We start from the raw sequence: 13,334 nt of genomic DNA, 5'->3' as shown, positions 1-13,334 counted from the left end.
GTGACGCCGCCCGACTGACAGCGGTGAGGGGCGGATGGTCGAAATGAACTGTAAAAACTTGGGGTTCAGCGGTAATTAAGGTGGGAGTTGTTATTATTCGGTCACATTTAGCCGTATTAACCCCTGACCGCCATGTCCAGTTTTGCCCCCCACCTCCCCGCCAGCGCCCTGCCCGACAGCTTCTTCGACCGCGATGCGCAAATTCTTGCGCGAGAATTACTCGGAAAAGTCATACGTCATCGTGTCGGAGATACCTGGCTTTCAGCGCGAATTATTGAAACCGAAGCCTATTACGTGGCCGAAAAAGGCAGCCATGCCTCACTCGGCTACACAGAAAAACGTAAGGCTTTGTTTCTGGATGGCGGGCATATCTACATGTATTACGCCCGAGGTGGTGATTCACTGAACTTCAGCGCCCAAGGCCCCGGCAATGCCGTGTTGATCAAATCGGGCTATCCCTGGGTAGACGAAATGTCTGGCCCGGCCAGTCTGGCGCAGATGCTGTTGAATAACCCGGATGCCAATGGCAGCCCTCGCCCCTCGCAGAAGCTGTGCGCCGGCCAGACGTTGCTGTGCAAGGCATTGGGTTTGAAAGTGCCGATGTGGGATGCCAAGCGCTTTGACCAGGAATTGCTCTACGTTGAAGACGTGGGCCAGGTGCCGACGCAGATCATTCAGACCACGCGCCTGGGCATTCCCAGCGGGCGCGACGAACACCTGATGTACCGCTTCGTCGATGCCGGCTATGCGCCTTATTGCACACGGAACCCGCTGCGCCGAGGCCAGGTCGAAAGCCGCGACTATTTTTTGATTTGAATTCGCCCGCACACGGATGGAGTTGATTATATGGGCCAATGGCTCGATAGCATTACCGGTTGGCTGACCCTGAACCCCGAATGGCTGGCAGTGGCGGTTTTTATCGTCGCGTTCGTGGAGTGCCTGGCCATCGCCGGGTTGATCGTGCCGGGCACGGTGTTGCTGTTTGCCATCGCCGCATTGGCCGGCAGCGGTGCACTGTCCCTGAGCGAAACCCTGCTGCTGGGTTTCCTGGGTGGGTTGCTCGGTGACGGGATTTCCTACTTCCTGGGCCGCCATTTCCATCAGAACATCCGACGCCTGCCGGGCCTGCGTCACCATCCTGAATGGATGAACGGCGCAGAAACCTACTTTCATAAGTACGGTATCGCCAGCCTATTGGTAGGACGTTTCATCGGCCCACTGCGGCCAATGCTGCCAATGGTCGCCGGGATGTGCGACATGCCGGTCCCGCGATTCGCCCTCGTGAGCATTGTGGCCGGTGCCGGCTGGTCGGTAGTTTATCTATTGCCTGGCTGGGCGACCGGCGCTGCGTTCCGTCTGCCTTTGCCGGAAGGCTTCTGGCCGGAAGCGGGGATTGTCGCGGCCTGTTTGGCGGTATTGCTGGGGCTGAGCTTGAACAGCAGCCTGCGCGGCCATCGTCGTGCCACCTTGTGGATTGGTTGCGCCAGTCTGACGCTGTTGATCGCCCTGTTTATCGGCTACCCCCATCTCAACGACTTCGATCAGGGCCTGAGTGCACTGGTGCAGGAACATCGCAGCCCCTGGCTGGACGACGTGATGGTACGGATCACTCAACTGGGCGAATTCAAGAAAATGTTTATCGCCAGCGCCGTGTTCACTGGCCTGCTGTTACTGGCTCGGCAATGGCGCCATGCCGTGTTTGTAGGCGCCACACTGGCCGGGGCTGCGGTAATCAACACTGGCACCAAGCTGTTTTTCGCCCGTGGCCGCCCGGAAATCCTGACAGACCCGCTGACCAGCTTCAGCATGCCCAGCGGCCACGCCTCGGGCGCATTTGCGTTCTTCCTGGCATTGGCGGTGCTGGCCGGTCGCGGTCAACCCACCCGTTTGCGTCTGACCTGGCTGCTACTGGGCTGCATTCCCGCAGCTTTTATTGCCCTGTCACGGGTCTATTTGGGCGCCCACTGGCCCACCGACATTCTGGCCGGCACGCTGCTGGCAATGACGGTGTGCGCGTTCAGCCTGACCGTCAGCCAGTATCGAAGCCCGCTGCCGCCCATGCCGCAAAAAACCTGGTGGCTGCTGTTACCGGTCATCGTGGTGGTGCTGAGTGTTATCGCCTTCATTGGCACTTCGCACGCCATGCTGCGCTACGCCTACTGAGCGAAGAGTTCACCTTGCAACTCATCAAGCAACATTTGGATCGCGTCCAGCCGTTGTTGCGGATCATCGAGTTGCAGCAGGTCGATCTTGTCGGCCTCGGTGAACGGCAGCAGATAGGCCAACTGATTACCCAAGGCTTGCTGGCCATCGGCGTGAGTGCCCATGTCCAGCGAGGCGACCATCGGATGCTCAGCCAAAGCATGGAGCAAGGCCAGCAGGTCGGCATCCTCTTCTTCCAGTGCTTGGTCCGGCAGTTCTTCCAGCCATTGCACCTCGGCCACCAGTAACTGGTCCTTCTGCACCCCGGCATCACGTACGCGAAATCTGCGCCCACCTTCGACGCGAATCCCCAGCAGGCCATTGTCCTGCTGCTTGAAGTCGCGAATCAGCGCTTCGCAGCCGATCAGCGCGTAGCCGTCCGGGGCCATGCCCACTTCCCTGCCGTCGAAGATGCACACCACGCCGAAGCTTTCGCCCTTTTTCATGCAGCGGCTGATCATGTCCAGGTAGCGCGCCTCAAACAGCTGCAAATCGAGGGTGCAGCCAGGGAACAGCACAGTATTGAGCGGGAACAGCGCCAGACTCATAAAGGTTTCCTTAAACCCGATTTAAACGATCACCGACACGGCCAGCGGCAGAAACACCGCCGTAGCCACGCCCATCAAACTCATGGCCAGCGCCGCAAAGGCACCGCACTCTTCGCTTTCCTGCAACGCCACCGAGGTACCGACGGCGTGGGCGGTCATGCCCAGAGCCATGCCGCGCGCTTCGGGGCTGTGCACACCCAGGCGTGACAGGTACGCCGGGCCGATCATCGCGCCAATCACACCAGTGATCAGCACAAATACCGCCGCCAACGCCGCCACGCCGCCGATCTGCTCGGCCACCAACATGGCAATCGGCGAGGTCACCGACTTGGGCGCCATGGTCATCAGCATCATGTGTTCGGCACCAAACCACCAACCCAGCAGTACACACAGTCCCGTGGCCAACACCCCGCCTACCACCAGCGTAGTAAAAATCGGCCAGAACAATTGACGAATCCGTCGCAGGTTCAGATAGAGCGGCACCGCCAGGGCCACCGTCGCGGGGCCGAGCAAGATCCCCATGATCTCGGTGCTCTTGCGGTACTCGGCGTAGGTCAGACCACAGGTGAGCAACACGCCGATCACCAGCAGCATGGAAACCAGCACCGGCTGCAGGAAGATCCAGCGAGTTTTTTCAAAGGCCGCCAACACCAATTGATAGGCGCCGAGGGTGATACCGATGCCGAACAACGGATGATGAATCACCGCCGTCCACGCGCCCTGCCAGTCAACGGTCATTGGCCCTCCTCCCGCCGCGCCTGGCGCTTCACCAGTTTTTGCATCAGCACGCCGACAAAGCCCATAGCGATCACCAGCGACAGCACCAGTGCGCCGATGATGGCCCAAAAGTCCGCGACGATGTCCTTGGCATACACCATCACCCCCACCGCCGGGGGCACCAGCAACAGCGGCAAGTAACGCAGCAGGCTGCTGGCGGCGAGACTCAAAGGCTCGCCGACTTCGCCGCGCCAGATCAGGAATCCCAGCATCAGCAACAAGCCAATGATCGGCCCCGGCAGCACCGGTAACAGCAAATGGTTGATCGCGGTACCGATCAATTGAAACAGCACCAGCCATGTCAGGCCACGTAACAGCATCCGCTCTCTCCCCCTCAAAGCTTGCCCGCATTATAAGCACGCCCGTCCTATGCTTCGGCATTCGCCAAAAGCATGGTGGGTTGACCGGGCTGAATGCTCATGATGATCTAACATGGATGTCGCACACCTATAAAAACCGATGACCCAAGGAGAGTCGCAATGCCCTATGTACCTGTAGCGCAGCTCAAAGATTATGTCGGCAAGGAACTGGGACGTTCCGAATGGCTCACCATCGACCAGGCACGTATCAACCTGTTCGCAGAAGCCACCGGCGATCATCAGTTCATCCACGTTGATCCGGTCAAGGCCGCCAAGACGCCGTTCGGCAGCACCATCGCCCATGGTTTCCTGTCGCTGTCACTGATGCCCAAACTGATGGAAGACATCCTGATCATGCCGGAAGGCCTGAAGATGGCGGTCAATTATGGCTTGGACAGCGTGCGCTTTATCCAGCCGGTGAAAGTGAACTCCAAGGTCCGCCTGAACGTCACCCTCACCGACGTCACCGAGAAAAAACCAGGCCAATGGCTGTTCAAGGCCACCGCGACGCTGGAAATCGAAGGCCAGGAAAAACCCGCTTACATCGCCGAGTCGTTGTCACTCTGCTTCGTATAAGGCCGTGCCTGTGGTGAGGTGATAATCCTCACCACAGCGTATGTAAATTTGTGTATGAAACTCGCAGCTGCGGCATACTCGGCGCTCAATTATCCGGATCCCGCTATGCGCCCACTCGCTCCCCTTGCCCTTGCCCTGTTGCTCACCGCTTGCGGAGACGGCGAATCGCTGTTGCCGCCTGATGCGCGTCTGCCCGATGGCGGCCGCTACCGTGGCGATGTAGTCAATGGCTTGCTGCAAGGCCAAGGCCGCGTGGACTACCCCAACGGCAGTTGGTACGCCGGCCAGTTCGACAAAGGCCAGTGGCACGGCCAGGGCGAATGGCATGGCAGCAACAGCGAGGTCTATAAAGGCCAGTTCCAGCAGGGTTTGTTCGACGGCCAGGGCAGCCTGACCACCTCGGGCAGCAGCTATGTCGGCGGGTTCAAAAACGGTCGACGCAACGGCGAAGGCACCCTCAAAGAGGGGCAGATGACCTATCGCGGTGAATTCAAAGACGACCAGTATTCCGGCCTCGGCCGCCTGGAGCTGGCTGACGGCAGTCAGTACCAGGGCCAGTTCGCCCACGGCAAACCGAATGGCGAAGGCCAGCGCAACGACGACAGTGGCAACCAGTTCAGCGGCCGCTTTGTCGATGGCCAACTCGAAGGCAACGGCACCTTCAACAGCGCTGACGGCGATATCTATGTCGGCCAGTTCAAACAAAATCAGCTCAACGGTAAAGGCCGCTATGAAAACGCCGACGGCGACGTGTGGATCGGCCAGTTCAAGGAAGGCGCACTCAGCGGCAAGGGCGAGTTGATCGGCATCGATGGCAGCCACTATGTCGGCCATTTCAGCGACTGGCGCTTCACCGGCGAAGGCCGCCTGAACCTCACCGACGGCAGCTTCTATGTCGGCGGCTTCGACAGCGACAGCTATCAAGGCAACGGTACTCTCGTTCTCACCGACGGCACCGTACAGGCCGGCACGTGGGCCAATGGCATGCGCGTGCGCGACGCCGACGGCAAGTTGCTGCCTGACCCACTGGAGGTTGGTGTATTGGCGCAAGGCCGCTTGCTCGATGCCGCCCTCGCCGCCGTGCCACCCTCAAGCCCTGCCGTCGAGCTGTACACCCTGGTACTGGCTGGCGACGGCAAACAGAGCGTGTTTCTGCGCGAAGCCGATTACGTCAGCAACATGCTCGCCACCCGTTTTGGTGCTCGTGGGCAGATCCGCCTGGTCAACCACCGCGACCATATCGCCGACCGCCCCCTGGCCACCCGCGAAAGCCTGCGCCGTGCGGTGCAAACCCTGGCCGAACGCACCGGGCCGCAAGACCTGGTGTTTATCTATCTAACCAGCCACGGCACCCACGAACACGAACTGGTGCTGGACCAGCCGCGTATGGAACTGGCCGACCTGCCGGCCGACGAGCTGGCAGCCGTGCTCGCACCGCTGAAAAACCGCGACAAGATCATCGTGATTTCCGCCTGCTATTCCGGCGGATTTATCCCCGCCCTGAAGGACGAGCACACCCTGATCATGACCGCCTCGCGCGCCGATCGCGTGTCCTTCGGATGCTCCGAAGAAGCGGATTTCACCTACTTCGGCGACGCCCTCTTCGCCCAAGCCTTCAACCAGACCGACGATTTGCAGCAAGCCTTCAAACTGGCACAACTGCACGTCGCCGAACGCGAACAGGCGGACAACTTCGAAGCCTCAGAACCGCAGATCTGGGCCCCCAAAGGTGTGATCGCCCATTGGCAATTATTACGTAAACAGCAAGCACGAAAGGCGCTCGAAAGCGTCTCTATGAGTAGCAAGGAAGCCAAAGGCAACTAAGCTGTAACGTGTAACAAGGGGGAATTACTATGTACCTGACACCTCAACATATATTGCTCGCCGGAGCCTCTGGCCTTACCGGCGAACACCTGCTTGACCGACTGCTCAACGAACCCACGGTGACTCGCGTGCTGGCACCCAGCCGCAAGCCACTGGCCGAACACCCACACCTGGAAAACCCGGTGGGCGACCCGGCGGTGTTTCTGCCGCAACTGAGCGGCCGTGTGGACATCGCCTTCTGCTGCCTGGGCACCACCATCAAACAAGCAGGCTCCGAGGCTGCGTTTCGCGCCGTTGACCTGGACATGGTCGTGGCCTTTGCCAAGCGCGCACGGGAAATGGGCGCGCGGCATCTGATCGTGATCAGCGCGATTGGTGCAGACCCAAAATCCTCGATCTTCTACAACCGGGTCAAAGGGGAAATGGAACAGGCGCTGAAGACTCAGGGCTGGCCACAACTGACCATCGTGCGGCCGTCATTGTTGCTGGGAGAAAGACTGGAACCACGCTTGGCCGAACAACTGGCCGGGCCGTTGTCGCGGTTGATTCCGGGCAAGTACCACGGCATTGAAGTCTGCGAGTTGGCCCGGGCCATGTGGCGTCTGGCACTGGAAGAGCAGGATGGAGTGCGGGTGGTGGAATCGGATGAGCTGCGTAAGCTAGGTAAATAAGGCCGGACATCGCTGATCGTTCCCACGCTCTGCGTGGGAACGATCTAAGGTCGGTGCTAGAGCCCGCCTGTGGCGTTAAACCCAACCCCCAACACCGTCAACACCGACAGCGGCAACAGCAGCGTGTCGAGTACGGCACTGGCCGGCAGGTCGACATGCGGATAGCTCGGCGCCTCGACGCCAAAACGATCCTTGGCGCAGCAGCCTCCATTAATCGCATACAAATCCAGCCGCGTACCGGCATACACCACCGGCGCGCCGGGCTGCGCTGCATCCAGTGTGCGAGCAGTGGCGCAGCCCGTCAGTTGCAGCGCCAACACCACCAGTAGCGCCTTATTCATCGCTGCTCAAATGGTGCTCGCCCCAACGCGGCAGCATGTCCTGCGGGATATTCAGCAGATTGAGAATGCGCGCCACCACAAAATCCACCAGGTCATCGATGGTCTGCGGCTGGTGATAGAAGCCGGGAGACGCCGGCAAGATGGTCACACCCATGTTCGACAGCTTGAGCATGTGCTCCAGGTGAATACTCGAATACGGCGCCTCGCGCGGTACCAGGATCAACTGGCGACGCTCTTTCAAGGTCACGTCCGCCGCACGCTCGATCAGGTTGTTGCAGGCACCCGTCGCAATCGCCGACAAGGTGCCAGTGGAACACGGCACCACCACCATCGCCGCCGGCGCACCGGAGCCGGAAGCCACAGGCGACATCCAATCCTCTTTACCGTAAACCCTGATCTGCCCTGCCGCCGCACCGGTGTACTCGGTCAGGAAGGCCTGCATCATCTGCACCTTGGCGGGGAGCGCGACATCCGTCTCGGTAGCCAGCACCAACTGCGCCGCCTTGGAGATCAGGAAGTGCACCTCGCGGTCCTCGCGCACTAGACAATCCAGCAGGCGCAAGCCATACGGCGCACCGGATGCGCCAGTCATCGCCAGGGTGACGCGTTCCGGTCCGCTCATTTCAGCGCCTCAGCCAATTTGCCATGGAGGCCACCGAACCCGCCGTTGCTCATCACAACCACATGGGTGCCAGGTTTGGCCTGATGTTTGACGTGCTCAATAATGCCTTCGATGGTGTCACACACGATCGAGGGCACCGTGCACAACGCGGCAATCGCCGGCAGGTCCCAGCCGAGATTGACGGGCGCATACCAGACCACTTGGTCGGCGTCGTTGACGCTTTCCGGCAGGCCATCACGGTGCGCGCCAAGCTTCATGGAGTTGGAGCGCGGTTCGACAATCGCGATGATCTGAGCATCACCAACCCGCTTGCGCAAGCCATCCAGCGTGGTGGCAATCGCCGTCGGGTGGTGGGCAAAGTCGTCGTAGATGGTAATCCCATTCACGTCGGCCACTTTTTCCATGCGGCGTTTCACACTTTTGAACGCGCTCAATGCCGCGATGCCCATGGAGGGCACCACGCCAACGTGCCGCGCGGCGGCCAGGGTGACCAAGGCGTTGGCGACGTTGTGCTGACCGGTCATGTCCCACTCGACAATGCCTTGCGCTTCGCCTTCAAACAGCACTTCAAACCTGGAACCGTCTTCACTGAGCAACTTGACCTGCCACTGCCCGCCCGCACCGGTGGTTTGCACCGGGGTCCAGCAGCCCATGTCGATCACACGCTGCAAAGCAGGCTCGGTGGTCGGATGGATGACCAGGCCTTCACTTGGAATGGTGCGCACCAAGTGGTGGAACTGGCGCTCGATGGCCGGCAGGTCAGGGAAGATGTCAGCGTGATCGAACTCAAGATTGTTCAGGATCGCCGTGCGTGGACGGTAGTGAACGAACTTGGAGCGTTTGTCGAAGAAGGCGCTGTCGTATTCATCCGCTTCAATCACAAAGAACGGCGTATCGCCCAGGCGCGCCGACACCGAGAAGTTTTGCGGCACGCCGCCGATCAGGAAGCCAGGGCTCATGCCCGCATGCTCAAGCACCCAGGCCAGCATGCTGCTGGTGGTGGTCTTGCCGTGGGTGCCGGCGACCGCCAGTACCCAGCGGCCTTGCAGCACATGGTCGGCCAGCCACTGTGGGCCGGAGACATAAGGCAAACCTTTATTGAGTACGTATTCGACTGCCGGGTTACCACGCACCATGGCGTTGCCGATGACCACCAGATCCGGCACAGGGTCGAATTGTGAAGGGTCGTAGCCTTGGGTCAGTTCAATGCCCTGGGCTTGCAGTTGCGTGCTCATGGGTGGGTAAACGTTGGCGTCGGAGCCAGTGACGTGATGGCCCAGCTCTTTGGCCAGAACCGCCATCGAGCCCATGAATGTGCCGCAAATACCGAGAATATGAATGTGCATAGTCGACCTCGTAAAACATCGAGGCAGGTTAGCGCAGGGAGGGGGAAATCGCACCCTTTATGCGGCCAGTGGCCGAGCGACATGCACCGATGCATGCCGTTCGGCCACGGGTTGTGTCAGGCAGTGATTGGGGCCTTTCCTCTTGCTCGCTTTGTTTGATCGCTACGAAGACTCGCAACTTCTCGTAAGACTCAGTCATTCGCTCCAGTTTCTCTTCCATCCGTTCAAGACGCCCTTTCACGTCCTCGGGAATGGGCTCACCAGGCTTATAAGGCTTGAACACAATCCCGTTCTGCCGAGTGGTTTTTTTCAGGTGCCGTTCCGAGATGTGCAGTAGCTTTTCCAGCTTGCTCAAACGCCAGGACTCTTCTTTGGCCAACTTCCATTTTTCGTTCCGCGGAACAATTCACTGCGCGGCGTATAACACGTTCGCAATGACGATAGGCCAGCGCTTCAACGGGCCGTTTGAACTGACGAGTACCGACAGTGGCGATCGTGCATATGTCTTGATGATCGCCACTCTTCAGGCCGCTCTGGCAATCCTACCTACTTAGGCAGCGTTGCTTTTTTGCTCGCCTTCGGCTTCCGGCGCCTTGGCAGGCTGGGGGGGTAGTGACTGGCCAGACGGAACGCTTCCCTGTTCGTCTATGTAGCTTTTTACACCATCGACAGTCTTTATTGAAGAACCAACGTCCAGACGAAGATCATCCAGTTCTTTTACGGTAATGGGTGTGAATTTTTTCAACTCGGGGCCGTAGGGCGTCAGGGTATTAGGGTCAAGGGCAAACCATTTGCCATCTTTTTGCGACGCCACAACGGAAATGACACTGCCATCCTCACCTAATGGTCGGTAAGTACCTTCAGCGATCGTCTGCTTGTATCCACCATGGGGAATATTCCAGCTGCCGCTGCGGCCGGACATAGAACGCAGGCTGTCAAAATCAAACGACGGAAGCTTAACGGTCGGCAGCGTTTTAATGGCGGTTTTACCCAATTTGAATAAACCACTCCCCGCATCATAAATACTTCCCACCGGATTAGCCGCCTTGAGCCCTGCCTTGGCAAATTCTTTAACAAATTTCAACGCGTTGGTAGTCGCGCCGACGCCCAACTTGACGGCGCCAGCGCCTCCTTTAAGACCTGGCAAAATCAAACCAACAAAATCAAAAAGCCCATTAACGACCGCTTCGTGCTTATCACCTATAACTATACTTTTTATAAAGTCGTGAAAAGGTACAAGGCTTAACACAAAACCCTGGAACGCCTGTTGTTTCCGGCGTGTTTTTTCTAAGTCGGTTTCACCCTTGGCCGCCTCTCTGAATTCTTCTATAGCCGCTTTGTAATTAAGGCTAATGATGCCACCTATCTCTTTGATCCTTTCCGATGACGTCAGCCCCGAGGGCAGAATATCGGATTTAGAAGCCGGAAGAGTTCTGCTTCCCGCCCAATGTGCTTTTAAACCAAAAAATTTACCACCCACCTCCACACCCCAGAGTGGATCCTCGGGGCGTTTACCGCGCCGTATACGCCACCCTTCAGGGACGCCGGAAATATATTCGCCCTGCTTGAGAATTTTCCCCAATATCGGCGAATATACATAACTAACGGATTCACCATTCAACACCGTATCAATAAGAACCGCGCCCCGTCCAAAATGCTTAAACAAGGGGTGATCTTCACTGCCTTTCGGAAATTCCGAACTAGAAGATTCTCCCACATGCATCATACTCACCTGGCCGAGCTCGAACCTCTTCCGGTCTTCATCCGGCAACTGCAAGATTTGATGTTGGAGCAATGCACCTGCAGCCTTGCCAAAGCTGTCGGTATGATCGTCAAAGGCCTGCTCAAATACTTCTTTTATTTTAGGCAACTGGCTGAGACCTGCCAAGAGTTTCGACGTTGGGAAGGCAGGATCTTTCGAAGCCCAGACACGATAAAGTTTGCCAGACATATAAAGGTCCAACAGTGACGTATCTTTACGGTTATAACCACTGCGCTGCATTATGATTTTTTTCTCAAACAGATGCGCGTTTTCTGTGCCGTAAACTTTGGTTAGTTCTGCCAATGCCAGTTCCCGACGGGTTGGCACAGCCGCTGCAACCTGTTTGAGGGTTTCCACCGTACTTTCAGCCAGCTTTTGCATGGCAGCGGAAGCCTTCTCGATGACTTCATCGCTATAGCCCTCGCTGTTTTCCTTGATAACGCCGTTGGCGATACCCCAGTCGATCACTGATTGCAGTGCGGCAACTTTCGACTGGTATTCTTGTTCCGCTGTAACAGGTTCCAGGACATCACGTTGTCTGATCTGATTGTAGGTCTGCCCGACTGTCGAGCCTGGAAGCTCCTGTTCGCGGAGGGATATTCCCGCGCTGAACGCGGCCCATGGCAGGGTGCCATACACCAATGTGTCAGGCATGCCTTTGACCAAAAACTCCGGCGCTGCCATGGCCAGTAATTGGAAAGCCGCGACTTTCGCCATTTCTGGGCTGAGTGGCCCCTGTAGGTGCGCTTCAAAACGTTTGGCAATTTCGGCCGGCGATCTGCCCTTATTGTCTTGCTGGCGCAGGTTATAGCCGGCCAGATTATTGCGGTCCAGCCCCCCTGCTGGGTCGACCTCCAGCACGAGCGCCGCAAGCAATGCTTCCTGGGCACTGGTAGCGGTGGGCAAGGCGCCAATCGCCTCCTGCAGTTGCTTACCCAGCGCGCGGGCTTGAGGGGTATCGATCATGGCGTTGAGAAACGCCTGTGGATTGCTGTCGGCCAGCCCCCTCAGCGACTCCGGAACCGAGCGTTTTAGATAATCGAAAAGGTTTACAACCTTGCCTCCTGCGCCCAGCGGCACCTGAGTTTGACCGACCTTCCAGGTGCTGACGGTTTCGATTATTTTTTTCTGAGCGTCTTCGCTTAATGGCACGCCTTTACTCAGCAACCCGCCATAGTCACCTGCACTTGGCACCGACAACGACGGAGCGAACAATACGCGCTCCAGATTGGCCAGTGCTTCCAGGGTCGTTGGGGCGAACAAACCGTAGGCCGTTATCAGTTGTTTGAGGTTCATCGTGAAGGGTTGCGGCTGATCTGCGCGCCAATAGACGGAGTGCGGCGCGACCTCCACGGCGATGGATTCCATGTCTGACTTCGTACCAGGCGTCTCAATGTGCTTCTTCAAAGCGGCGAGCAGGTTATGCCGCGTTTCGGCTTCGCCGGTTTGGCTCAAAATATCGGCAGGTACATGGCTGTCAGGCAATGCCTTCGGGCCTGGGCCATATAAAAACTGTTGAACCATGTTCGAATCAACTGTGTCCTTGCCGAGCGCGCCCAATGTATAAGCGTCATGGCGGCTGAAAACGCCAGAAGGCGCTAGCTTTCTGGCAATCACCATCAAGTTTTCAAACAGCGCTTTACCACCCGGTAGATCGTTTAGCTCTGGGGAGTCCATGTTTATCTTTTTATACCCGCTGTCGAACCAGATCTCACCCTTCGTGTGGTCAATATGAGTAAATGCCCCCTTGCCTCCAAACACTTGTTCCAGGCGCTTGAACACCGAAGAGTTGACGGCTCCGCTCAGTGCCTCCAGCCAGCGCCCCAATGTAGACTCTGCCGGAACCGACAGGCGTGCGCCTGATGAAGGCTGCGCTAAATAAGTTTGCTGCAATCGGGCATCAGCCGCCGCTCGAGAAGCCTCGGTATCCGCCGGTGAAATACTCTCACTCCTGGCAGACGGCGCACTGTTCACGTTATCGTTCGCTTGAGGAGCAGCATTTTTTGCCGAGCCAAAGCCCACTACGTTTATAGTATTCACGGTCATATTTTATCTCTATCACAGTTTCGATGAACGGCCCGCCATCGCACGAAGTGCACAGTGCAAAAAGCGGACAACGCTATATAGAGCCGATAAAAGTTAACGCTCAGTTAATAGAAACGAGCGCCAAACTCCACGACCATTTCTCGAACACCCCAAACTGGTGAGCTAAATCAATTCCCTTATAAAATGCGCACGAACCAGCTGACCAGTAAACTAACCAGACAATGTCCGACATTGAAGAAAGACGTCCTCCGACGTTCAAC

At 57.7% G+C, this 13,334-nt stretch carries 13 protein-coding genes; 5 read left to right on the top strand and 8 right to left on the bottom strand.

Annotation, left to right across the window (positions count from 1 at the left end; all coding sequences use genetic code 11):
- The first annotated feature begins 132 nt into the window (after positions 1 to 132).
- Positions 133 to 816, top strand: a complete 684-nt coding sequence (locus BFL40_RS19245) for a DNA-3-methyladenine glycosylase (RefSeq protein ID WP_071485435.1) — start codon at positions 133 to 135, stop codon at positions 814 to 816.
- 30 nt (positions 817 to 846) lie between these two features.
- The gene (locus BFL40_RS19240; protein WP_071485434.1) at positions 847 to 2,163 is read left to right on the top strand and encodes a bifunctional DedA family/phosphatase PAP2 family protein; all 1,317 of its coding nucleotides are present in this window, start codon (positions 847 to 849) and stop codon (positions 2,161 to 2,163) included.
- On the opposite strand, the gene BFL40_RS19235 is transcribed toward BFL40_RS19240, so the two are convergent.
- From BFL40_RS19235 to BFL40_RS19225, 3 genes are read right to left on the bottom strand one after another with little or no spacing between them, the layout of a single operon-like run.
- Positions 2,157 to 2,750, bottom strand: coding sequence for an LON peptidase substrate-binding domain-containing protein (locus tag BFL40_RS19235; RefSeq protein WP_071485433.1), 594 nt, complete (start codon positions 2,748 to 2,750; stop codon positions 2,157 to 2,159). The genes BFL40_RS19240 and BFL40_RS19235 overlap by 7 nt on opposite strands.
- Positions 2,751 to 2,771: 21 nt before the next feature.
- Positions 2,772 to 3,488 carry an LrgB family protein gene (locus tag BFL40_RS19230; RefSeq protein WP_071485432.1) on the bottom strand — a complete coding sequence of 239 codons (717 nt, stop codon included), beginning with the start codon at positions 3,486 to 3,488 and terminating at the stop codon, positions 2,772 to 2,774.
- Positions 3,485 to 3,847: a CidA/LrgA family protein gene (locus BFL40_RS19225; RefSeq protein ID WP_071485431.1), complete on the bottom strand. Its 363-nt coding sequence runs from the start codon at positions 3,845 to 3,847 to the stop codon at positions 3,485 to 3,487. Before BFL40_RS19225 ends, BFL40_RS19230 begins: the two co-directional genes overlap by 4 nt.
- 159 nt (positions 3,848 to 4,006) lie before the next feature.
- Here BFL40_RS19225 and BFL40_RS19220 point away from each other — a divergent pair, with 159 nt between their 5' ends.
- The 3 genes from BFL40_RS19220 (at position 4,007) to BFL40_RS19210 (ending at position 6,957) form a co-directional block, all read left to right on the top strand.
- Positions 4,007 to 4,462 carry a MaoC family dehydratase gene (locus BFL40_RS19220; RefSeq protein WP_071485430.1) on the top strand — a complete coding sequence of 152 codons (456 nt, stop codon included), beginning with the start codon at positions 4,007 to 4,009 and terminating at the stop codon, positions 4,460 to 4,462.
- A gap of 105 nt (positions 4,463 to 4,567) precedes the next feature.
- Positions 4,568 to 6,286: a C13 family peptidase gene (locus BFL40_RS19215; RefSeq protein WP_071485429.1), complete on the top strand. Its 1,719-nt coding sequence runs from the start codon at positions 4,568 to 4,570 to the stop codon at positions 6,284 to 6,286.
- Positions 6,287 to 6,315: 29 nt separating this feature from the next.
- The gene (locus BFL40_RS19210; protein WP_071485428.1) at positions 6,316 to 6,957 is read left to right on the top strand and encodes an oxidoreductase; all 642 of its coding nucleotides are present in this window, start codon (positions 6,316 to 6,318) and stop codon (positions 6,955 to 6,957) included.
- A gap of 56 nt (positions 6,958 to 7,013) precedes the next feature.
- Here BFL40_RS19210 and BFL40_RS19205 read toward each other — a convergent pair whose 3' ends face one another.
- The 5 genes from BFL40_RS19205 to BFL40_RS19180 form a co-directional block, all read right to left on the bottom strand.
- On the bottom strand, positions 7,014 to 7,298 hold the full coding sequence (locus tag BFL40_RS19205; RefSeq protein WP_071485427.1) for a YceK/YidQ family lipoprotein: 285 nt from the start codon (positions 7,296 to 7,298) through the stop codon (positions 7,014 to 7,016).
- Positions 7,291 to 7,920 (bottom strand): flavin prenyltransferase UbiX, encoded by a 630-nt coding sequence (gene ubiX / locus BFL40_RS19200; RefSeq protein WP_071485426.1) that lies wholly within the window; start codon positions 7,918 to 7,920, stop codon positions 7,291 to 7,293. The genes BFL40_RS19205 and ubiX overlap by 8 nt, the downstream gene beginning before the upstream one ends.
- Entirely contained in the window at positions 7,917 to 9,266 is a 1,350-nt protein-coding gene (mpl, locus tag BFL40_RS19195; RefSeq protein ID WP_071485425.1) for a UDP-N-acetylmuramate:L-alanyl-gamma-D-glutamyl-meso-diaminopimelate ligase, read from the bottom strand. The genes ubiX and mpl overlap by 4 nt, the downstream gene beginning before the upstream one ends.
- Positions 9,267 to 9,294: 28 nt before the next feature.
- Positions 9,295 to 9,621, bottom strand: a complete 327-nt coding sequence (locus BFL40_RS19190; RefSeq protein ID WP_071485424.1) for a hypothetical protein — start codon at positions 9,619 to 9,621, stop codon at positions 9,295 to 9,297.
- A 195-nt stretch (positions 9,622 to 9,816) separates the two neighbouring features.
- Entirely contained in the window at positions 9,817 to 13,074 is a 3,258-nt protein-coding gene (locus tag BFL40_RS19180; protein ID WP_071485422.1) for a hypothetical protein, read from the bottom strand.
- Positions 13,075 to 13,334 lie beyond the last annotated feature (260 nt).

Origin of the sequence: Pseudomonas costantinii, assembly GCF_001870435.1 — a bacterium.
Classification (GTDB): Bacteria; Pseudomonadota; Gammaproteobacteria; order Pseudomonadales; family Pseudomonadaceae; genus Aquipseudomonas; species Aquipseudomonas costantinii.
Note: the sequence above shows the minus strand (reverse complement) of the source record. Positions and strands in the feature narration are given on the sequence as shown.